This window comes from Pectobacterium nicotianae (assembly GCF_023272715.1).
GTDB classification, from domain to species: domain Bacteria; phylum Pseudomonadota; class Gammaproteobacteria; order Enterobacterales; family Enterobacteriaceae; genus Pectobacterium; species Pectobacterium brasiliense.
Map to the genome: position 1 here is coordinate 546745 of NZ_CP096821.1, position 21968 is coordinate 568712.

The window sequence follows — 21968 nt, forward strand, 5'->3', positions numbered from 1 at the left end:
TCCAGTGCGGTTTTAACAAGCATTTTCAACCCCGGAAAGGCAGGTGGACACTTCCTGCATTAGCCAGGTATGAAATCGTACGTACTTTTCATTTTGTTCAAGGGGGATGGGCGATAATAGATAATAAGCAGAACCCTCCCGCGCAAATCCATACGGTGCATGCAGTTGCCCGTTTGCAATCTCGTCCTGCACCATCAGGAAAGACGCCATTGCCATGCCTAGTCCCGATACCGCCGCCTGAATACACAGATAAAAGTGTTCATAGTCCGCTCTGGTGCTGCCTTTGAGTGACACATGCGTCTGTCGTTGCCAGGTTGCCCACGCTTTCGGTCGCGTTCCAGTATAGAGCAAACGCATTCCCTCCAGACTTTCCTTGCGCTCGGTTTTATTGCGGCTTACCGGCCCCATCCATTCGTCACATACCTTTACCCCATGCGTTTGCGGATCCCAGTGAAAATCGTCACGCCGCAGCGCGAGGTCAACGCCGCTACGCACAAAATCAATCGGCCCGCCCGCAGCCACCAGATGAAGTTTGATATCGGGATTCGCCTGATTAAACGCCGGCAGCCGCGGAATCAGCCATTTCATGGCAATCGTGGGCTCGCATGACAGCGTCAGTACCTCATCCTGCGCACCTTGCTGTAGCCGGTAGACCGCGCCTTCGAGCTGCTCGAAGACGGACTGCGTGATCGTATGCAAAGAACGTCCCGCCGCGTTTAAAAAGATTGCCCGGTTGCGCCGTTCAAATAGCTCAACCCCCAGTGCTTCTTCCAGCAATCTGATCTGCCTGCTGACAGCACCATGCGTGACGTGCAGGGATTCGGCGGCTTTAACAAAGCTACCTGTTTGTGCGGCCGCTTCAAAGAAGCGAAAAGAGGCTAACGAGGGAATTTTCATATACACGATGAAATTTGACAGATTTATACCAAGATAAATCGCTTTTTTGCCACATGCAAACGCTGAATAATCACACTGTCTTCAGATTTAAAAGGCCTAATGGCCTAAATAATGAGGAAATATCGTAGGAGTCGCATCTTTGCTAGCCGTATTGCGTCAGTGATTTTTGCATTGCTCCTTTATCCTGTCTGTTACCCATCTGTGCAAAATCATCGTGAAGGTGATGGCTTGCTGAACAAGGAAAACGTTAATGAATGAGTTAATTGCCGTCGCGACGATCACCATTTTGGCAGTGATCAGTCCGGGGCCTGATTTTGCCATGGTGACCCGCAACAGCTATGCCTTTGGCTCGCGCGCCGGTTTACTCAGCGCGTTTGGCATTGCCTGTGGCGTCCAGATCCACGTGATGTATACCGTTTTTGGCATCGCGGTATTCATTGTGAACTCTCCGATACTATTTATGGCGATGAAAGTTCTGGGAGCGTCATATCTGATTTATCTGGGGTATAAGTCATTAACCAATAAAACAAAAATAACATTAGAAGAAGCGTCCGGTCATGCGCCGTCATCGCTTGCCGCGTTTCGCATGGGCTTTCTCACCAACGCGCTTAACCCAAAAACCATGCTGTTTGTTGTCGCCACCTATACTCAGGTTGTGCAGCCCGGTAGCCCAATGAGCCATAATTTTGGCTATGGGTTATTCATGTCGGTGGCGCACTGGGTCTGGTTCAGCATTGTCGCGCTGTTTTTTGCCGCACCGGCTATGCGTCGCCGGCTGCTCGACAAGCAACGTCTGGTCGACAAAGGTATCGGCGTTGCACTGATTGCGCTAGGCGCTTCGCTGGCGTTCACCAAAATTACGCTCTGATGCATGACGGTGGTGAATAAAGCCGTCTGTAATACGTCGTGTGAACATAAAAATGGAGAATTAGGCAAGAAAACAAGCGGAATGCTATACCTGTTTGCTGGGGGAATTGAGGAAAATATACCCGTCATACTTCAAGTTGCTTGTGCGTTGGCTGCCCTTACTCACCCCAGTCACTTACTCGTGTAAGCTCCTGGGGATTCGCTCGGTTGCCGCCTTCACGCAACTCGAATTATTTAGGGTATAGCGTGTTTCTCAACATAATCGGTTTCTCAACAGAAAAGGAAATAGCCATGCTTGTACATGCGTATGGAGCCCATGCGGGCGATAAACCTCTTGAACCGTTGCAGATCGTCCGTCGTGCGCCGGGAGCCCACGATGTCCAGATTGAGATTGCGTACTGTGGTATCTGCCACTCGGACCTGCATCAGGTACGTGCTGAATGGGCAGGAACACAGTTTCCCTGTGTACCTGGCCATGAAATCGTTGGGCGGGTGTCGGCTGTAGGGGCTCATGTCTCAGCCTTTAAGGCTGGCGATCTGGTGGGTATTGGCTGCATCGTGGACAGCTGTCGGCACTGTGAAGAATGCGACGATGGTTTAGAAAACTACTGTGACGGAATGGTCGGCACGTATAACGGCCCGACGGCGGATGAGCCCGGCTGGACGCTGGGTGGCTACTCCCAGCAGATCGTCGTACATGAGCGCTATGTGCTGCGCGTCCGTCATTCCGAGGCGGAACTGGCTGCGGTCGCACCTCTGCTGTGCGCGGGGATTACCACCTATTCGCCGCTGCGCCACTGGAATGCCGGGCCGGGTAAGAAGGTCGGTGTCGTAGGGATCGGTGGACTTGGCCACATGGGGATCAAACTGGCGCATGCCATGGGGGCTTATGTTGTGGCGTTCACCACGTCTGAATCCAAACGTGAAGATGCCAAGTCGCTGGGTGCAAATGAAGTCGTGGTGTCTCGTAACGCGGAAGAAATGGCGGCGCACGCAGGCAGCTTCGATTTAATCCTGAATACCGTTGCTGCGCCGCACGATCTGGATGCGTTTCTGGTGCTGCTGAAACGCGATGGCGCGCTCACGCTGGTCGGTGCACCTGCGTCGCCGCATCCTTCTCCTAACGTGTTCAACCTGATCATGAAACGCCGCACGGTGGCGGGTTCGATGATTGGCGGCATTCCTGAAACGCAGGAAATGCTGGATTTCTGTGCCGAGCACGGGATTGTTTCCGATATTGAGCTGATCCGCGCGGACGAAATCAATGAAGCCTATGAGCGGATGCTCAAAGGCGATGTGAAATACCGCTTCGTCATTGATAACGCCACGCTGCACGCCTGATTAGCTGTATCCCACAGCACGGATTTCCCCGTGCTGTGGGATTGTCATTGACTGATTTATCACGCCTTCTCTACATCATGAGAAAAACCAAACCAGCGTAATTTCCTGTCACCAACGACGCGTGAATGCGGTACTATTCGTCGTCATACCTTTATACCAACGCGTTGATTTTCCTTCTCTATCACAGCGAAAAGACAGTTTAAAATGGAAATTTATCTTGGTTTAGCTCTGGTTGGTTTGGTGATTATCTGGGCGATTTTTACCTACAACCGATTGATATCTCTGCGACGTTTTAAAGATGAAGCCTGGAGCGGTATTGCGGTGCAGTTAAAGCGCCGGCACGATCTGGCCCCTAATCTTCTGACGTTGGTCAAGCGCTACGCGCAGCATGAAAAGGATCTGCTGGAAGCCATTTCCCGCCAGCGTACCAGTCAGACTGGCAGCACGCGGCAAATTGCTCAGAATGAACGGGAGTACTCAGGGACGCTGGGGCGCTTTTTTGCGCTAGCGGAGGCTTATCCTGACCTGAAAGCCAACCAAAATTTCCTCGCCTTGCAGCAATCGCTTTCTGACATTGAAGAGCAGCTTCAGATGTCGCGCCGTTATTTCAATGCCACGGTGCGGGATTTGAATATTCAGGTGGAGTCCTTCCCCAGCTTGCTAATCGCAAAACTGTTCCAGTTTAAAACCGAAACGTTCTTTGAACTGGAGAATCCCGCAGAGGGTGACGTTCCGCGGATGGAGTGACGTGATGGCAAGGTGGGTGGATGCGCTGCGCCGTTGCGGCTGGCTGGTTTTACTCGGATGGAGTGTTTTAGTTCAGGCAAACGTGCCGGATAATATGTTTATCCCTGGTGTTAGCGTCGCGCCGGGCGCTAACGTTGATAACCGGCTAGAGGACGAACGTATTCTGCTGTTTGATTCGCAGGCTCGCTTCCAGACGGATGGCACCATGCTGGTGGATGAGACCATTCAGGTTCAGTCGACCGGCGAGCAGATCAAACGAGGGATTTTCCGCACGCTCCCGCTGGTCTGGTATCGGCAGGATGGCAGTACGTTCCGGCTGGCGTACCAGATTACACAGGTACTGCGAGATGGCGAGCCGGAACGCTACAGCATCGATCAAACGGGCGAACAGATTAAGGTATTGATTGGTCGCACCGATCGTCAACTGCAACCTGGAGTCTATCGCTACCGTATTCAGTATCAGGTGAGTAACCATTTCAGCCGCTTTCCCGATTGGGATGAGCTGTATTGGAACGTCACCGGCAACGGTTGGAGTTATCCAATAAATCAGGTGCGTTTTCGCCTGTATCTGCCGGAGCAAGCCGCGTTTCTCTCTGCCAGCGGTAAAGATACCCGCCTGCAATCGATTGATGTCTATACCGGTCCGGTGGGCAGGAAAGGTGACAACGCCCGTATTCTGGCTGATGGCAGTATCGAGACGCTCGCGCCGCTGCAGCCGGGGGAAGGTGTAACGGTCGCCTACACCTGGCCAAGGAGTATTCTGGCTTCCGCCCCTGCACCGCAAGAGGATTCCCTGCTGGGGAATTGGCTCTCACCCACGTTAAAGAGCGGGATACTGTGGTTTCCTCCCTTTCTGATCGTGGCTTACTACCTGTTTTGGTGGAGTAAGCATATAACCCCGCTTGGCTTAACGAAACCCGCAGTCATGCCGTTGTATAGCGTTCCCAATGGCATTTATCCCGGCTATGTACGTTACCTCTGTCAACGAACCTACGATAACGTGGCTTTCTCCAGCGATGTCTTGGATCTGGTTGCCAGGCGTGCGATTGCGCTGACAAAAGTCATCCATAAGCCGAGAAAAAGCCGAAGTGGTATGACACAGAGGCGAGAAGAACAGTGGCTCACTCGCTTACCTGAAAGCGGGTCCGTGAAGCTGACACCTGAGGATAAACAGCTCCTCAGCACATTGTTTCCCGGCAAGACGAAGAAACTGGATATTACGGAAACCAGTATGCGTTCGGTGCCAATGCAGAAGGCGCGTAAGGCTCAAGAGGCGCATTATGAAAAAATGCACCCGACGCTGTTTTTATCGAGTGCAGGAGCCGTGAGAGTGGGTCTCGCGCTAAGCCTGCTGGTTCCGGTGCTGTACGGCTTTTTCTTCAATCTCTGGACGGCAATAAGCACGGTTATCGGCATGCCTTTCCTTCTGTTCAGTATGATGCTGTGTCTGCAATTACTGAAATACGCACGCTATTCCGCACTGCTAAAGAATAGTGAGAAAAGCAAAGCCTCGCTTTTTCTGGTGGTGGCCGGGTTTCTCTTTACGCTGCCGTTTGGTCTCGGACTGTTTCGCTTACTGACATCGTCTCAACTGCCGACAGACTATCAGGGGGCCTTATCGGTAAGCCTGTTACTGTGTCTGGGGTTCTTCTGCATTGTCCCGCGCCATACCCAGAAAGGGTTGAATGGCCTGGCCGTAGCCAAAGGGATGACCTTGTACCTCCGCGCCGCAGAAGAGCGCCGTTATGAGACGCTGTATCCGCCCGATGAGCGAGTGACGCATTTTGAACGCATGCTGCCTTATGCGCTGGCGTTGGGCGTGGGGGAAACCTGGGCCAATACGTTTGCTCAGTATCTGAAAAACCACCAAATGGTTTCTGACGTGTTCTCCAGTACGCAGTGGGACGGTATTTCCCAGTTCAACAGCGCGTGTAGCGCCTCGTCAACGACGGTGGTGAGCTCCGGCTCTGGCGGGGGAGGCGGCAGCTCCAGTGGTTCAGGCTCTTCCGGCAGGGGATCGTCGGGAGGCGGTTCCGGCGGTGGTGGTGGAGGAGGGTGGTAGAATCATCAATACCGTGCTTTGGGGCAATGTTTCATCTGCGATAAATAATAAGGAAAAATAGAAAAATGACGGGCAGGCATTCAAACGAAACCGGGGTATCACCACAACACGATTTCCCTATGCGCGACGAGTCGCTTACGGCAATCAACAAATGGTTCGATACGCAGGAGCAAAGGGCCGGTCTTGATGAGATTATATCGCGAACCACATTGCAGGCCGGCATCCATGACGATGTGATACTGGATTATGCGCCGGGGCGTACGTCGATATCCTCTGAAGCGAAGCCGGATGCCGATGGGCTGTCTCCCGGCAGCCGCAAAGGGGCGCTGAGCGTGGCGCAGATACAGGAAAGTATCGTTCCTGTGCTGGCTCAGGCTATCGCGCAGCGTGTTGAGAAACTGGCAGATACGGCGCTGATTGACTACCGATTTTGTTTCCGTGCCGTGTTCCCGGCAATCGAAGGTCGCCTGCTGGTTACGCTGTTTACGTTCACCAACGAGGTGAAAAAACAGCGGCTACTTGAGTCTATCCACGCCTATACCGATCGGCACCTGACGCATGGCGATGCGCCGACAGAGCCGCTGCAAACGTTCTTTCTGGCTAGTCACCTGCTTGATGTACAGCTCTTTCCCTCGCAGGATATCCACTGGATCATGACGCAGTTTGAGCAAATTCAGCGGCGAAACGCCGGGCATGCGGAGCTATCGGAGCATCGGCGCAATATTATCGGTGCATTAAAAACGTGGGTAGAACAGGAATTTCTGCTGCGGTATTGCGATGTGTCTCAGCCTGAGCATTTTTTTGAGCCAGAAATCTATACCCTCAAGCCCGGAATCGCGTTGGAGCAGCAGGATCCACAAACGCTTCACCCCGTCGAGCTCGTGCTTTATGCCGCCATCATGATTCTGCGTTATGAGCCTTCCTACAGTAAGTCTCAGGCGCTGGAATATCTGGATATCGCGAAACAGTTGGGCTACCTGCATGCGCTAAGCATTATGGAAGAGGGAAGTGGTGCGTTTGAGAAAGTGCAGATTAACCTGAAGAACGAATCGGTGGAATGCGTGGCGAATGATGTGTTCTCGACCATCACCGTCCGTATTCGCAAGGAAAGCGCCGAAGCGTATGAGCAGGTGCTGCGCTTCATTACGCGCTTACTGACGCTTGGTTTCCCAAAGAGTTACAAGATTGTCCTGAAATCGTCGGTGCGACAGTACCTTCCCATCAAGGGGCTGGCAAAATCGGATACCCATCGTTTTTTTGCTAACGCGTTGCAGTATGCATCGAACTATCCGCTTCTTGAGGATTATGCGCGTACTGCGATTGAAGAATTTGAATGGTACGCCGATTCGGAAGGCGAAAAGTGCTGTATGCCGGGAAGTTATGCGGTATTCGGGCTGGGCCTGACTGAGGCGGGATACTTCCCACTCGTTAAAGATTACATGGAAAGTGTGGATGATGAACATCAATCGGTACAGGATGCCTTCATTCGTGCATTTTTCGATAAGCATAGTGCGACGGCGCAGAACGTGGCGACGCTGGTTGCCTGTCTTAGCCATGCGACAGAAAGCCTAAAGTTGAATATGTTGCTCGCGCTAGAGAATGATGCGTTGTTCGAACAACTGGTTGAAGAAGTGCGGATGCGGGAACCCGCCGTGATAGAACATATTTTGTATCTCATCTGGGGCAACACCAAGAAGCTCGCTGCACTGGTGAAGAAATCGGAAGCGAAGCGCGGCGCGCTATTGACGTCGCTCATTCAGGCTTCTGCCTAATCGTAAACGTAATGACGACAATGTTCGGAGTGAGTCCGAAGGTGTCTCACTCTGCTAAGGAACGTGCTTATGACCGCTATTCTGCTGCTGGACTCGCGGGCCGATGAGATTGGCTCTGTCTTAAATCATGCTGCACCAGAGCTTGAGCTGGTGCTCTCGAACGGTACGGCAGAGCAGGCCGCAAGCTGCCCGATTTGGCTGGGTGAACCGGATACCGCTGCCGCATTGCTGGCTCAGGGAGCCAAACCAAAGTGGCTACAGTCGACCTGGGCAGGGTTCAAACCGCTGTTGGCTGATGAGTTGCCGCGTGATTACCGTTTAAGCCGTGCCGTTGGCGTGTTTGGGCAACCTATCGCCGAATATGTGATTGCCTATATGCTCAGGCATGAACTGCGTCTGGGGGAACGGCAAATCAGTCAGGAAGAACGGCGCTGGGATCACCGTTTACCAGGATCGCTGGCGGATAAAAACGTGCTGATTGTTGGTGCGGGAGAGATCGGCTGTGAGGTCGCAGGTTTTCTACGGCCTTTTGGTGTTGAGTTATATGGCATCGTTAGTACGCCAAGACAGCGACCTGATTTTAAACGGATCATGAGCTTAGCGGAGTTACCCGCTGCGGTACCGAAGGCTGATTATGTCATCAATCTCCTTCCCGATACGTCGGCAACCACCGATATCTATGATGCCCGTCTGTTTGCCGCCATGAAGCCTTCGGCGCTGTTCATTAATGTCGGGCGGGGTAGCGCCGTGGTGGATGATGATTTGCGGGCGGCGCTATGTGATGCGCAGATTGCGGGGGCGGTGCTGGATGTATTCAGGCAAGAGCCGCTACCGTACAGCCATCCATTCTGGAACACACCGAATCTGACGTTGACGGCGCACATTGCCGGACCAATGGTGCCGGGGCTGATGGGGCGATTATTTCTGGATAATCTCACCCGCTTTCATGCTGATAATACGTTGCGTGGTGAGGTTGATTTTAGTCGCGAGTATTAAATAATTATTGAGTAAATTATCAATGAGCGAATTAATTATATTTAATAATAATTTCAATTCGCTCATTTAAAAAATTTCATTTTAAATATTTTTGTAAGATTTTATTGAGATTATGCAGCGTGTCGGTGTAATACTACGTCCGCTTCACGTTCAGTATTTGTTAATTATTAAATAATAAGTCTGCGTTCTATTTGATAATCCTCAAGGATAAGGAAATATTGGGATGAAATACCATCGTTTAAATGTATATCTTGCGGCTGCCGGATTGGCATTCTGCATGGGTTCAGCGATTGCTGAAACCAGCGTTTCTGTCGAAGTGAAGGATATTGGGAAACTGCAAAAGAAAGGCACGGTTTCTGTATTTGATGCCCCTAATAGCATACAAGCGCATGCTGCGAGTAATTATAAATTTCACAAAGCGGAAAATGAGGGGGTTGTTGTTATCGCTCCCAATGCACCAGATGCACAGGCTGATGCAAAAAATGCACAAAAAAAGCCGTTATCAAGCACCCAGCCTCTTGCTAATAACGCTGCATTCACTCCGCTGTGTCCGACTCTTGCCGTAAACTCTATTTATACGCTGGACGGGCTGCAAAGTGGAGGCAGCGCCTGTTATCACTTTGAAATCACTCAGCGTTCTAAAACAACCGCATTCGTCGTAGGCATGAGTCCTGAAACCGATATTGCGCTTAGCTTGATGCGGGACGATGGTCAGAATAATGTGACGGCAATTAATTATTCAAATCAAGCAGGGAATGCTGATGAAGCTACGTTGGATTTAACTCCACCGGGGCACTACTATTGGTTTATGGAAGCCAATACCGCAGATGGTTCTGGTTTTAATTTTGGCGCCATTGTTAATACGAATGTTGATGCTTATGAGTTGAACGATATTCCGTCTTTGGCCTATCCCTTGTCTGATAATCTGAGGGAAATTGAAGGTAACTCTGATAGTGATTCTGATGCGGATTACTACGTATTTACCGCAACCCGTGGCCAGCATGTTTTACTTCGCTTTGATGGCGTGACGAGCGGAACCAATAACAACTGGTTACTGGCGTCTTCCACTGATGGCGGTAATACCTGGACAACCCGTAATACCGGACAGGAAATTACCATTATTCCTTCTCAGCCGAATGAGAAAGTTTTGGTGAGAGTGTTGCCTAATCCATCAAGATTACCGACGGTGTCTCAGAAATATAAGCTAACTTTAGGCTCCAAAATTGTTGGGTTTAGCCATTCTGTTACGGGGGAAAGTACCGTCCTGCGTATCCCAAGTTCTGCACCGACAGCTTTTGGTTTTATGACCACGCAAGCCTATCGGGATGTTACCTGGGGAGTGACGATGGCGGATTCCACCGGCGCGGGTATTCCAAATATTGTGGCGATTCTTATACTCGACCAACGAGAAAACAACGGTGAGTTAGAGTTTAATGCTGCCAATGCCCACGGAATAATCACTGATGCAAACGGCAAGGCTTCTGGGTCTGTGAAATTGGATAACTGTTATGCTGATTACACGACACAGTTCCAGGACTACAGTCAGGGCTATATTAATACGTGGAGAACAACCTACGATGTGGGCGCATGGCGTATTGAAGTCCCGGCTCAGAGCGGTGTCGGCGTGGGCGGGAATAATGTCACTCACGTCACATTCGGGCACATCTGTAAGCAAACGTTGTTGAAAAGCGTAAAATCCTGATACGCATAAGTCAATGAAATATCAGGCCGCCTTAACCTCAGGCGGTCTGGTTGTGGAGGCGGGCTCATAGCTTTGCCTCCACTGCGTTGGCGCTGGTTAAAACTGGATGGTAAGGTTTTCAGTGAAAAGGGCTTGCCACGTAAAGTTGATTGGTACATAATGCTGACCGTTGAATCACCTACTGGTAAATAGTGATTAAATTCATTAGGTTACATTTGATTTGACTGGGTTTAACTAGTTTTAGTTTCGGCAAGATTTGTTTTTTGCTGAAAGTAAAAAGATAATAAATCCGATTCTCTGCGGGAATAGCTCAGTTGGTAGAGCACGACCTTGCCAAGGTCGGGGTCGCGAGTTCGAGTCTCGTTTCCCGCTCCAAAATTCTTTATTTTCGTCATTACCCCCCTTTATCTTAATCAGACATCCAGTTTTATCACTGCCTGATATTTCATCCTGCTTCATTAAACGCCGATATTATCCTACGTGCTGCTGAAACCAGTGAGACAAGTATCTAGCGCTGGTGTCAGGCATCCTTGACGGTACGTCCGGCTTCGACGGACTTGAGAGCGGTGATGATCTGGTGCTCAGTGAATCGGGCTTTAAGCATGGTGATCTCCTCGGGGGACATAAATAGTATGCCTGAAGATCTCTAAAAATGAATGGTTCGGTTTACTGGGATACGTACAGTAGGACTCTTTATTTTGCTTATTCAGCCTTTCCCGCAGGGGTGGCATTGCTTCCCATTGGGATATTACGTGGTAAAAGCAGGTCGAACAGATTGTTCAGCGGGTTCGCATTTTTCCCTGGCTCGCCGGTCACAAAGTTGTAATCCATTTCGATTAGATGTTTGAGTCGAGATTCGTAGTTGGCGGGAGCCTGTACCTGTTCGATTAACGGCAAGCCTTCATAGTGTTCCAGAACAAGTTTGAAGAACTCGGTTTGTTTAAATTCCCCCCGATTCCATTCTTGCTTGCTTTGCGCTACGACTCGATGGCTCCAGGCGCTTTCTATTTCATTTGATTCATGTAATGCCGCTCTGCGCTCGTTGACGGTAAAGGTATTACTATCATCATAAATAATGAGTGAGAGTTGCTCGCGAGAGAGTCCTTTAAAGGGGTTTGAGCCATGACCATTAGCGAAGTCATTAGCTTGCTTTGCGCGAGCAAGTAATTGCGGGTCGTCAGTATCCGGTAATTCTTCAGCTAGCGCTTTTCGGCGGCTTTCATAGCTGCTACCAGCCAGTTCCTCAATGACCGAATGTGCATATGACGCCAGTTTTCCACGGCTATTGCTGCTATCCCTCGCTTCTGCACGTGTTGCTGCATCATTTAATTGCCGTGCCAGCGACGATACGCTGCTTTTATCTTTTGTTGTTGATTCATTTGAGGAGACGGATGACGTCGTTTTATTCGACGTGTTGCCTGTTACCACAGATGAGTTTGTTTTTGCCGTGTCTCTAACATCAATGCTTTTGGTTGCGGGAAGGTTATTTAAATTAATCATCTTCAGGTTTCCAGGTAGCAGGCTGATATCTGGGCGTTGTGTTCATACCATAGGGCGGAATACAGCGTCTGCGCGCTGTAGCCATAAGACTCAGACAAACCGCGATATGGGTATTAGTATAAAATCGGCAATTGAATTAAATAACTTTAATTCTTTGTGGTTATTTTGAAATAGATTTATAGCCCGTGTTGATATATTTGGTGCGCTATTTTACTGAGCTTATTATTATTCAATTCCAGTGATGTTTTATTTTAATATTATTTCCATGAAATTATATTCATTGCTAATGTTTTGATATGACTATTCTGAATGCGTTAAATTTTAGCGCACTGTCTCGCGGTGTTATTAGGGAAAACATGGTGTTGCAAACTTGTCACCGAAGCGTGATACCTGAAGCGTTTACTTGTAGACTGCTCGCACTATTCTCATTTTGCTACCCCACATCATTCGAGTGGTGAAAAAGTGTCTACACCACCGACCGATATGTGACGTACGTCGATAAAAGGATTTGCCATGCCTGCCAGTTCCCCATCGTTAAGGTTTTATCTGGTTATTGGCCTGCTCCAGGGGCTTTTATTTGTCGCTGTGCAGGAAATGAAAAGCGGCATTCCTCAAACGATGTTGATCACAATGGCGGCGGTTGGCGGAATCAGTCTGCAATTGCTGGAGCGCACGCTCTTGGTGAATAAGACGTGGCTTTGGGCCGGCGCGCTGACCGTACTGATGACGGCGATTAGCGGTTGGGTTCTTTATGACGGCGGGGGAAACTACCTGCCTGATTCCTGGCTACTGTGTGGCATCCTACTCGGTTATATCAGCTGCACTTTCATGCGCAGTTGGTCAACACGTGAAGGGCGATGGCCATCCTATAAAGCACTCTGTAAAGATGCCTGGAGCAATATTTTTACTGTATTGATGGCTTTGCTATTAGTCCTGGTGGTTGTGTTGCTGCTCGTACTGTGTGGCATGCTGTTCAACATGTTGGGTTTTCGGCTGGTGAGTAAAGTACTTAGCCATCATCGATTTTATATGCTGTTCTTACCGATGGTGTTTTCTGTCGGTATTTATATCGGAATGACCAAAGAAGCGGTAGTCGTGCTGCTGCGTGGGATTCTGCTGTCGGCTTGCCGCTTCCTGCTGCCGTTTAGTGCGCTGATTACCGTAGTTTTCACCTTGACGCTGCCTTTTAGCGGTTTGGAGCCGATATGGAATACCGGCCGCTCTACCGTCATTCTGCTATGCCTGATGGGCGTAAACCTCTTTTTGATTAACTGTGCCTCTCAGGATGATAACGAAGGCCACGCTTATCCGGCGGTGTTACGCGGGTTGGTCAGTGCCAGCGTGGTGTGCCTGCCAGTCTTGGTTGCATTGGCGGGCTATTCCAGTTGGCTGCGTATCGAGCAGTATGGCCTGACACCTTTCCGTTTCCAGTCGATCTTCGTGGTGGCGATTGCGATGCTTTACAGCCTGGCGATGGTGTGGGCCGTCATCCGCCGTTCTGGCGTCTGGTTGGGGAGTTTACGCACAAGCAATCCGCTGCTCGCTGCCGTCATCTGTGTTTTGGTGATATTGCTACATACGCCGTTGTTAAATCCAGAAGCGTTTAGCGCGAAAAACCAGGTTCAGCGCTTGCTTAATGGGAAAACGCCGATTGATGAATTTGATCTGTGGGCGCTGCGTGATGAGTTAGGAACGGCGGGCAGGCAGCAATTTAACTGGCTGGCCGCAGAATTGAAGCACGACCGGATACTTGACGCGACAGGGCGTCAGGTGCTGCTCGAGCGGCTGGAAGGTCGCCCCGCGAAAGTGCTCCCTGTTCAGGTCGAGTGGGTGGGGCCGCTGGAAGACGGCGTCGAAAGCATGTTGCAGGGCGATAATCTGGGTAATCAATGCAGAGAAATCCCTTGCCTGCTCTTTGCTATTGATTTGACAGGCGAAGGTCATAACGAAGTGCTCGTTTTCCCCAGAGTAGGCTGGGGGAATGGTGGGAAGATCCTCGCCCGTGATGAAAAGGGGCAGTGGCAGATTGCGGCCAGTATGTTTGGCGCGATAGGGACGGAAAAACTGGTCGCGCTGGTGAAAGATGGCAAGGTTGAAGCCGTTTCCCCACGTTTCAAGACGATCAGGATCGGTGGCCAGAATATGGAGATTACGTATCCCTGATTCCACCCTACGTTAGGTATTACTTATTGATTCGATAAAGACAACGGATTGGTGATAGCGATCACATTTCTGTACTTTAGCCACATGCGAAAACACATGAGGATAAAGTGATGTCAGTAATCAATACCCAAGTTAAACCATTCAAAAACATGGCTTTCAAAGACGGTCAATTCATCGAAGTGACTGAGAAGAACATCGAAGGCAAATGGAGCGTGTTCTTCTTCTATCCGGCCGACTTTACGTTTGTCTGCCCGACCGAACTGGGTGATGTCGCTGACTACTACGACGAATTCCAACAGCGTGGCGTGGAAATCTACTCTGTTTCCACCGACACCCACTTCACGCACAAAGCGTGGCACAGCAGCTCTGAAACCATTGGCAAAATCAAATACACCATGATCGGTGACCCAACGGGCCAACTGACGCGTAACTTTGAGAACATGCGCGAAGCAGAAGGTCTGGCCGATCGCGGTACGTTCATCGTTGACCCACAGGGCATCATTCAGGCGGTAGAAATCACGGCGGAAGGCATTGGCCGCGATGCCTCTGACCTGCTGCGTAAAGTGAAAGCGGCGCAGTACGTGGCTTCTCACCCAGGCGAAGTGTGCCCAGCCAAGTGGAAAGAAGGCGAGGCTACGCTGGCACCGTCTCTGGATCTGGTTGGCAAAATCTAAGCTGACACCTCGGAAAATATGACTGTTTTGTCGGGTGCATTGCACCCGATTTTTCTGGCCCGGCTTTTTGGGGCCAGCACCCCCGCACGATTTTGCTTTTGTACCACCTTGCCTAATTAAGGACGACCAATGCTCGACAATACGATGAAAGTCCAGTTGAAAGCCTATCTGGAAAAATTAACCAAACCTGTTGAGTTGATTGCGACTCTGGATGACTCTGCTAAATCTGCTGAAGTCAGAACCCTGCTGGCTGAGATTGCTGAGCTGTCCGATCGGGTAAGTTTTATTGAAAAGAATGATCTGGCAGTACGTAAGCCTTCATTCCTGATTACCAATCCAGATTCCCAAAGTGGCCCACGTTTTGCCGGTGCGCCAATGGGACACGAATTTACCTCCCTGATTCTGGCGTTATTGCAGGTGGGCGGTCATCCGTCGAAAGAAGCGAAAGAATTACTCGATCAAATCCGCCATCTTGACGGTTCATTCCACTTTGAAACGTATTACTCACTGTCCTGCCACAACTGCCCGGACGTGGTGCAGGCGCTGAATTTAATGGCGGTCTTGAATCCAAATATCACCCATACCGCGATTGACGGCGGTGTGTTCCAGGATGAAATTCAAAGCCGTAATGTCATGGGCGTTCCGACCGTTTTCCTGAACGGCGAACACTTCAGTCAGGGGCGCACGAGCCTGGCTGAGATTGTGACGAAAATCGATACTGGCGCGGGTGCCAAACAGGTTGAGAAGCTGAATCAGCGTGACGTCTATGATGTGTTAATCATCGGTAGCGGCCCAGCGGGCGCAGCGGCGGCGGTCTATTCAGCGCGTAAAGGTATCCGTACCGGATTAGTCGGTGAGCGCTTCGGCGGTCAGGTGCTGGATACCGTCGATATCGAAAACTACATTTCCGTTCCGAAAACGGAAGGGGCTAAGCTGGCGACCGCGCTGAAAAGCCATGTTGATGACTACGATGTCGACGTGATTGACGCGCAGAGTGCAGAAGCCCTAATTCCTGGCGGCGAACCGGGTAAACCGCATCAGGTGATTACCGTATCCGGTGCGACGTTGAAAGCGCGCAGTGTGATTATTGCGACCGGCGCGCGCTGGAGAAACATGAATGTACCCGGCGAAGATCAGTACCGTACACGCGGCGTAACATACTGTCCGCACTGTGATGGCCCACTGTTTAAAGGCAAGCACGTTGCAGTGATCGGCGGCGGGAACTCCGGTGTCGAAGCGGCTATCGATCTGGCTGGCGTGGTGAAACACGTCACGCTGCTTGAGTTTGCGTCGGAGCTGAAAGCGGATTCGGTATTGCAGGAGAAAGTACGTAGCTTGCCGAACGTTGACATCATCCTGAATGCGCAAACCACGGAAGTGAAAGGCGATGGACAGAAGGTGACGGGGCTGAGCTACAAAGATCGTATTACTGATTCAGTGCATGATTTAGCGCTGGAAGGGATCTTCGTACAAATTGGCCTGCTGCCTAACACCCACTGGCTGGAAGGTACGGTAGCCAGAAACCGCATCGGTGAAATTGAGATCGATGCCAAGTGCGAAACCAGCGTGAAAGGGATTTTTGCTGCCGGCGACTGTACGACGGTGCCGTACAAGCAGATCATTATCGCGACGGGTGAAGGCGCAAAAGCGTCCTTGAGCGCCTTTGACTACCTGATCAGAACCCGTGCATAACGTCGGCCTGTTGAGGACGAAGGTGGATATATTTGCCATCCTTCTGTTTCTCTGACGACGCTCTTAACGTTCCGCGCGGCGATGCTTCATAGAAGTGTCGCCGCGTTTTTGTTTTTGATCGTAAAATTTTTCTTTCGATCGTAAAAAGTAGATCTCAGCCCTTGCTAAAGGACAATAAGAAATTCATAATGCTCGCCGCTTTGTGCTGCTGCCCGTTCTTTACTGTCAACATAGCATCCTATTTCGAGCACAAGTGTTACCTCAATCCACATCATTTTTTATCAGTTAATACAAAAAATCATATTCTTCTTAACAGACTTATCCACAGGCTGTTGGTTGGTTATTTATTAATCACACTATGTTATTGATAAAATACTGTAGAGTATCTTATTGATATCTATTCATAAATTTTACTTATAAAACGCCATAACTATCGCTTGTACTTTTTGTGACAGTTGATTGGCAACGGTTTTTTTTATTTATTCACAGCGCGTGCGACAAACTGATGACAATAGTTTGAGCGGCTCACGCATCACGCGGTAATCCTTTCTCTACTGCACGAATAAGTCGTTTTTTCTGTGTGGATCGGACGTCGATTCCCAGTGATGCACGACGTTCCAACTGCTGATGAACTGCCCAGTGGATATGTTCATCCAACAGTTCGCTTTCACCCAGACGGGCTTGCAGCGCCAGTACGATACTATCCTGATAGGGGGCATTCCCCAGTGCGACGGCAATATTGCGTAGCCAGCGGAGATGGCCGATGCGCCGGATCGGCGACCCTTCCGTAATTCGCAGAAATTTCTCTTCATTCCAGCCGAATAGTGCCAGCAGCTCTGGCGTATGCAGCGCGGCACGCGGGCTAAAATCCGCCTCGTCGGTAAGTTGTGAAAACCGATTCCACGGGCAAATCAGCTGACAGTCATCGCAGCCATAGATGCGATTACCCATTAGCGGACGAAATTCTTCAGGAATCGGACCTTCCAATTCGATAGTCAGATAGGAAATGCAGCGGCGGGCATCAACGGTATAAGGTGCGACAATCGCGCCAGTTGGGCAGGTGGTCATGCAGGCGACACATCGACCGCACTGTTCTTCCTGTGGGCGATCGACGGGGAGAGGTAAATCGATCAGCAGTTCACCGAGAAAGAACCAGGAACCCGCTTCTCTGTTCAGAATTAGTGAGTGTTTACCAACCCAGCCAAGCCCGGCTTTCGCAGCTAAAGGACGCTCCATAATGGGAGCGGAATCGACAAAGGGGCGAAAATTCAATTCACCGCAGTATTCCTGAATCTGGTCGCCGAGTTTTTTCAGTCGCTGGCGTAGCAGCTTGTGGTAATCACGACCTAGCGCATAGCGGCTAACGTAGCCGAGTTCTGGGTTTTTTAAGGTACTGGCGAATGCGGCTTTGGCTGGCAGGTAATTCATACGTACGCTGATGACGCGCAGTGTGCCGGGCAGCAGCTCATGCGGACGCGCTCGTAACATGCCATGGCGCGCCATCCAGTCCATTTCCCCGTGGTATTGCTTATCCAACCAGTCCTGAAGCCGAGGCTCTTCTGCGGACAAATCAGTGTCGCAGATGCCGACCTGCTGGAACCCCAATGCCTGTCCCCATTGTTTGATGTGTTGTGCTAATTCGTTGAGATCGTAGGGGTATGACATGATGGGGCCACAGAAATAAACAAGACGTGCTGATGTTACCATATTCGCGCTGCAGAGCCGATGCCTGCTGAGATGTGCGGAATGCTGGCGGTCGTTTAGGTTGCTTGCTAATTTTAAGTCATTGTAATGAAAACTAAGAGCAGATGATGACGTGTCACGACCGGAAGCGAGAGGATGAGTTGCCTGATTCGGTGTTTTACGCCGAGTGGGTGCGGCGTGAAGAAGCCAGAGCGGCCAGCGAGTCGGGGCTTTCGCTGTGGGAACTCATGCAGCGTGCAGGAGAAGCCGCATTTCAGGTGGCTCGCCGATGCTATCCCTCAGCTCGACGTTGGCGGGTGCTGGCTGGACACGGCAATAACGGCGGCGATGGATATGTGGTCGCCAGTTTGGCGCTGGCGGCGGGCATAGAGGTAGATGTTTTTGCCTGTACCCGCGATAAGTCGCTACCTGATGAGGCTCATCTTGCGCGTCAGCGGTGGCTGGAAGAGGGCGGTCATGTTCAGGACGTGAGTGCGCAGGATGGTGATATACCGTGGCCGGATGGGATCGATCTCATTGTGGATGGTCTACTGGGAATCGGTCTTTCTGCTGCACCGCGTGCGCCTTATGCTGCGTTAATGACGCAGGCGAATGCCTATCCCGCTCCCATTGTTTCACTGGATATTCCCTCTGGTTTAGATGCCGAAACCGGCACCTGTGCAGGCGTTGCGATTTGTGCGGCGCAGACGGTGACGTTTATCGCCTTGAAACCGGGACTACTGACCGGTCGCGCCCGTGAGCACGTCGGAACATTACATTATCATTCGTTAGGATTGCAGGCGTGGCTGGACGACCAAACCGCGCCGATACGGCGGCTGACCGCGGCGCAACTTCCCGAGTGGTTGACGCCTCGTCCAGCCGGACAACATAAAGGTGATAACGGCAGGCTGCTGGTGGTAGGCGGCAACGTCGGCTTAGGTGGTGCAGTATTGATGGCTGCGGATGCGGCGTTACACAGCGGCGCAGGCTTAGTGCGAGTACTTACTCACAAACAGTATCAATCGGCGTTTCTGACGGCTCGGCCTGAGCTGATGGTGCAAGAATTGACGACAGAGATGCTGCGGCAGGGGCTGGAATGGGCCGATGTCGTGGTGATTGGACCCGGTTTAGGGCAGGATGAATGGGGCAAAAGCGCGCTGCGTCTGGCAGAAAATTGTAACAAACCCATGTTATGGGATGCGGATGCGCTTAACCTGCTGGCAATCAATCCGCATAAGCGGCAGAATCGCGTGCTGACACCTCACCCCGGTGAGGCGGCACGTTTACTGAATTGCCGCGTTTCTGATATTGAAAGTGATCGCTTACTTGCGGCTACAAAGTTGGTAAAACGCTATGGCGGCGTTGTCGTATTGAAAGGTGCGGGAACGGTGATTGCCAGCGAGCGAGACGAGGTTGCCATTGCTGATGTGGGAAACCCCGGCATGGCGACAGGCGGTATGGGTGATGTGCTGTCGGGTATCGTTGGCGGTTTGCTGGCGCAAAAGCTCTCGCTGTATGATGCTGCCTGTGCAGGGTGTGTCGTTCACGGTGCGGCGGCCGATTGGCTGGCAGCGCGACGTGGCACCCGAGGTATGCTGGCAACCGATTTACTGCCTGTGCTGTTCCGATATGTTAATCCCGAGCGGGTGTTTCCAGAGCCGATGCTTTCAGAACCTATGTTTTTAGAACAATAGATAGAATGAAAAAAATAGTCTTACTTCTGCCGGATGAGGCAGCAACGATCTCTTTAGGTACGGCGCTGGCGAAAGCCTGCAACGGTGCTTGTGTTATCCACCTTTATGGCGACCTCGGTGCGGGAAAAACGACGTTTAGTCGCGGTTTTCTACAGGCGCGCGGTCATCAGGGCAATGTTAAAAGCCCCACTTATACGCTGGTCGAGCCCTATGCGTTATCGCCGCTGGCGGTCTACCACTTCGATCTCTATCGACTGGCCGACCCGGAAGAGTTGGAGTTTATGGGGATCCGCGATTATCTGACACAGGATGCCATCTGCTTGATTGAATGGCCTCAGCAGGGCGCTGGCGTGCTGCCCGATGCGGATATCGAACTGCATTTACGCTATCAGGATCAGGGCCGACAGGCTGAGCTGTCCGCTGTCTCTGCGGCGGGAGACGCGATGTTGCAACATTTTTCTCTTCAGCCAGGAACAACAGAATCATGATGAGTCGTATGGTTAAGCTGTTCATCGGTGTATGGCTGTTGCTGGCAAGCTCGGCGTGGGCGGCCAACCTGTCGGATATCAAGGTGGATAATGCGTCAGGCCAGGCCACGGTGCGCCTGAGCTTTAGCGGTCAGCCTATTTATGCTTTTTTCCCGCTCAGTAACCCCGCCAGAGTGGTCATCGATATTCGTCAGACTGGCATTATTCAGGGGCTGCCGTTGGATTTCAGCGGGCAAAATCTGATTAAGCGCGTGCGAACCAGCAACGCGCAGGACGCACAAAGCCTGCGTTTGGTGCTGGATTTAACTCAGGCGGCTAAAACGCGGGCGGTGACGCAAAAAGAAGGGTCTGGTTACGTTGTTGTTTTCACCATCACCGGTGATAAAGCAAAAACGGTGCAAGCCTCTGCGCCTCCTGCTTCACGCCAGCAAAATAGCGCGCCGGCAGAACCGGCCAAAAATCCGTTTACCAACAAACCGACTGTTGCCGTCAATACCAGTTCGTCATCTGCACGCGTGCCAGCACGACAGGGGAATGAACGCGTCGTTGTGGCGATTGATGCCGGGCACGGTGGACAGGATCCAGGGGCGATTGGTACGAACGGGCTGCGGGAGAAAAATGTCACCATTTCTATCGCGCGTAAGCTACAAGTCTTACTGAATAACGATCCGGCCTTTAAAGGCGTGCTGACGCGTGACGGCGACTACTTTATCTCCGTCATGGGGCGTTCGGACGTGGCGCGTAAGCAGGGTGCGAACCTGTTAGTGTCGATTCACGCGGATGCGGCACCGAACCGCAATGCGAAAGGTGCGTCTGTTTGGGTACTGTCCAACCGCCGTGCGAACAGTGAAATGGCAAACTGGCTGGAGCAGCATGAGAAGCAGTCTGAACTGTTGGGCGGGGCAGGCGATCTACTGGCGAACAGCAGTGCCGATCCTTACCTCAGTCAGGCGGTACTGGATCTGCAATTCGGTCACTCTCAGCGGGTCGGGTATGACGTCGCGACCAAGGTGCTGCGTGAGCTCCAGCGCGTCGGGGGGCTGCATAAACGACTGCCTGAGCACGCGAGTTTGGGCGTGTTGCGCTCGCCGGATATTCCTTCTCTACTGGTGGAAACCGGATTTATCACGAATGTCTCGGAAGAGCGGCTGTTGGGGAGCAACGACTATCAGGAAAAAATCGCCAATGCGATTTATCAGGGGCTGAGAAGTTACTTCCAAACTCACCCGATTCAATCCCTCCCAAAGCAGGAAAGCCGCCCACTACAGTCGGCGGCAAGTGATAGAGCAACGTCGGGCGGTAACGTAACCGCAGCAAAAGCGAGTGCGGGCAGCACGCGTCATACCGTTGCACGTGGCGAAACGCTCTCTTCCATTGCCCGGCGCTATGGCGTCAGTCTCGCGGCTATGCGTGACGTGAATAAGCTGAACAAGGACATCGTCTGGGTTGGACAGCGCTTGAATATTCCGGCTACTGGGACGAGACAGACAGCATCAACACCTGCGCCTAAAAAGGCAGCGCCGGTGAAGCATAAGGTCGTAAAGGGTGATAGCCTGAGTGCGATTGCTGCCCGTTACGGCGTCAGCATGAAAGAGATCCAGCAGGCGAATAATATGCGCTCCGGCACGGTACAGCTGGGGCAAACGCTGGTTATTCCGTCTGCCTGATTCTTCATGCTGACGATGTCGAT

The 21968-nt window shown here is 51.4% G+C and carries 16 protein-coding genes and 1 tRNA gene; 14 read left to right on the forward strand and 3 right to left on the reverse strand.

Going from position 1 to position 21968, the window contains the following annotated elements:
- Nucleotides 1-12: 12 nt before the first annotated feature.
- Nucleotides 13-897, reverse strand: a complete 885-nt coding sequence (locus MYB54_RS02455) for a LysR substrate-binding domain-containing protein (protein WP_248721461.1) — start codon at nt 895-897, stop codon at nt 13-15.
- 250 nt (nt 898-1147) lie between these two features.
- On the opposite strand from MYB54_RS02455, the gene MYB54_RS02460 reads away from it, so the two are divergent.
- The 8 genes from MYB54_RS02460 to MYB54_RS02495 all read left to right on the forward strand — a co-directional run bounded on the left by MYB54_RS02460 (nt 1148) and on the right by MYB54_RS02495 (nt 10759).
- Nucleotides 1148-1765 (forward strand): LysE family translocator, encoded by a 618-nt coding sequence (locus MYB54_RS02460; protein ID WP_014916756.1) that lies wholly within the window; start codon nt 1148-1150, stop codon nt 1763-1765.
- Nucleotides 1766-2055: 290 nt separating this feature from the next.
- Nucleotides 2056-3105, forward strand: a complete 1050-nt coding sequence (locus tag MYB54_RS02465; protein WP_014916755.1) for an NAD(P)-dependent alcohol dehydrogenase — start codon at nt 2056-2058, stop codon at nt 3103-3105.
- A 204-nt stretch (nt 3106-3309) separates the two neighbouring features.
- Complete coding sequence (locus MYB54_RS02470; RefSeq protein WP_039521670.1) at nt 3310-3852, forward strand: LemA family protein; 543 nt, start codon at nt 3310-3312, stop codon at nt 3850-3852.
- 4 nt (nt 3853-3856) lie between these two features.
- Nucleotides 3857-5914: a DUF2207 domain-containing protein gene (locus MYB54_RS02475; RefSeq protein ID WP_248721462.1), complete on the forward strand. Its 2058-nt coding sequence runs from the start codon at nt 3857-3859 to the stop codon at nt 5912-5914.
- 65 nt (nt 5915-5979) lie between these two features.
- The gene (locus MYB54_RS02480; RefSeq protein ID WP_371928262.1) at nt 5980-7686 is read left to right on the forward strand and encodes a DUF6138 family protein; all 1707 of its coding nucleotides are present in this window, start codon (nt 5980-5982) and stop codon (nt 7684-7686) included.
- Between the two features lie 69 nt (nt 7687-7755).
- Nucleotides 7756-8682, forward strand: a complete 927-nt coding sequence (locus MYB54_RS02485; protein ID WP_014916753.1) for a D-2-hydroxyacid dehydrogenase — start codon at nt 7756-7758, stop codon at nt 8680-8682.
- 223 nt (nt 8683-8905) lie between these two features.
- The gene (locus MYB54_RS02490; RefSeq protein ID WP_100018108.1) at nt 8906-10384 is read left to right on the forward strand and encodes a hypothetical protein; all 1479 of its coding nucleotides are present in this window, start codon (nt 8906-8908) and stop codon (nt 10382-10384) included.
- 299 nt (nt 10385-10683) lie between these two features.
- A tRNA-Gly gene (locus tag MYB54_RS02495) sits at nt 10684-10759 on the forward strand.
- A gap of 327 nt (nt 10760-11086) precedes the next feature.
- On the opposite strand, the gene MYB54_RS02500 is transcribed toward MYB54_RS02495, so the two are convergent.
- Nucleotides 11087-11884, reverse strand: coding sequence for a hypothetical protein (locus MYB54_RS02500; protein ID WP_206555323.1), 798 nt, complete (start codon nt 11882-11884; stop codon nt 11087-11089).
- 513 nt (nt 11885-12397) lie between these two features.
- Between MYB54_RS02500 and MYB54_RS02505 the strand changes: the two genes are divergently transcribed.
- From MYB54_RS02505 to ahpF, 3 genes are all read left to right on the forward strand, one after another.
- Nucleotides 12398-14047 carry a DUF4153 domain-containing protein gene (locus tag MYB54_RS02505; RefSeq protein ID WP_014916749.1) on the forward strand — a complete coding sequence of 550 codons (1650 nt, stop codon included), beginning with the start codon at nt 12398-12400 and terminating at the stop codon, nt 14045-14047.
- A 110-nt stretch (nt 14048-14157) separates the two neighbouring features.
- Nucleotides 14158-14721 carry an alkyl hydroperoxide reductase subunit C gene (gene ahpC / locus MYB54_RS02510; protein WP_010287114.1) on the forward strand — a complete coding sequence of 188 codons (564 nt, stop codon included), beginning with the start codon at nt 14158-14160 and terminating at the stop codon, nt 14719-14721.
- Between the two features lie 129 nt (nt 14722-14850).
- Nucleotides 14851-16413, forward strand: coding sequence for an alkyl hydroperoxide reductase subunit F (gene ahpF, locus MYB54_RS02515; RefSeq protein ID WP_039283611.1), 1563 nt, complete (start codon nt 14851-14853; stop codon nt 16411-16413).
- Nucleotides 16414-16938: 525 nt separating this feature from the next.
- Here the strand turns inward: ahpF and queG are convergent.
- Nucleotides 16939-18078, reverse strand: a complete 1140-nt coding sequence (gene queG, locus MYB54_RS02520) for a tRNA epoxyqueuosine(34) reductase QueG (protein WP_205547031.1) — start codon at nt 18076-18078, stop codon at nt 16939-16941.
- A 143-nt stretch (nt 18079-18221) separates the two neighbouring features.
- On the opposite strand from queG, the gene nnr reads away from it, so the two are divergent.
- The 3 genes from nnr to amiB are packed head-to-tail and all read left to right on the forward strand — an operon-like array spanning nt 18222 to nt 21945.
- Entirely contained in the window at nt 18222-19790 is a 1569-nt protein-coding gene (gene nnr / locus MYB54_RS02525; RefSeq protein WP_248721464.1) for a bifunctional ADP-dependent NAD(P)H-hydrate dehydratase/NAD(P)H-hydrate epimerase, read from the forward strand.
- A gap of 5 nt (nt 19791-19795) precedes the next feature.
- Entirely contained in the window at nt 19796-20278 is a 483-nt protein-coding gene (tsaE, locus tag MYB54_RS02530) for a tRNA (adenosine(37)-N6)-threonylcarbamoyltransferase complex ATPase subunit type 1 TsaE (RefSeq protein ID WP_248721465.1), read from the forward strand.
- On the forward strand, nt 20275-21945 hold the full coding sequence (gene amiB, locus MYB54_RS02535; RefSeq protein WP_040044227.1) for an N-acetylmuramoyl-L-alanine amidase AmiB: 1671 nt from the start codon (nt 20275-20277) through the stop codon (nt 21943-21945). Before tsaE ends, amiB begins: the two co-directional genes overlap by 4 nt.
- The last annotated feature ends 23 nt before the right edge of the window (nt 21946-21968 follow it).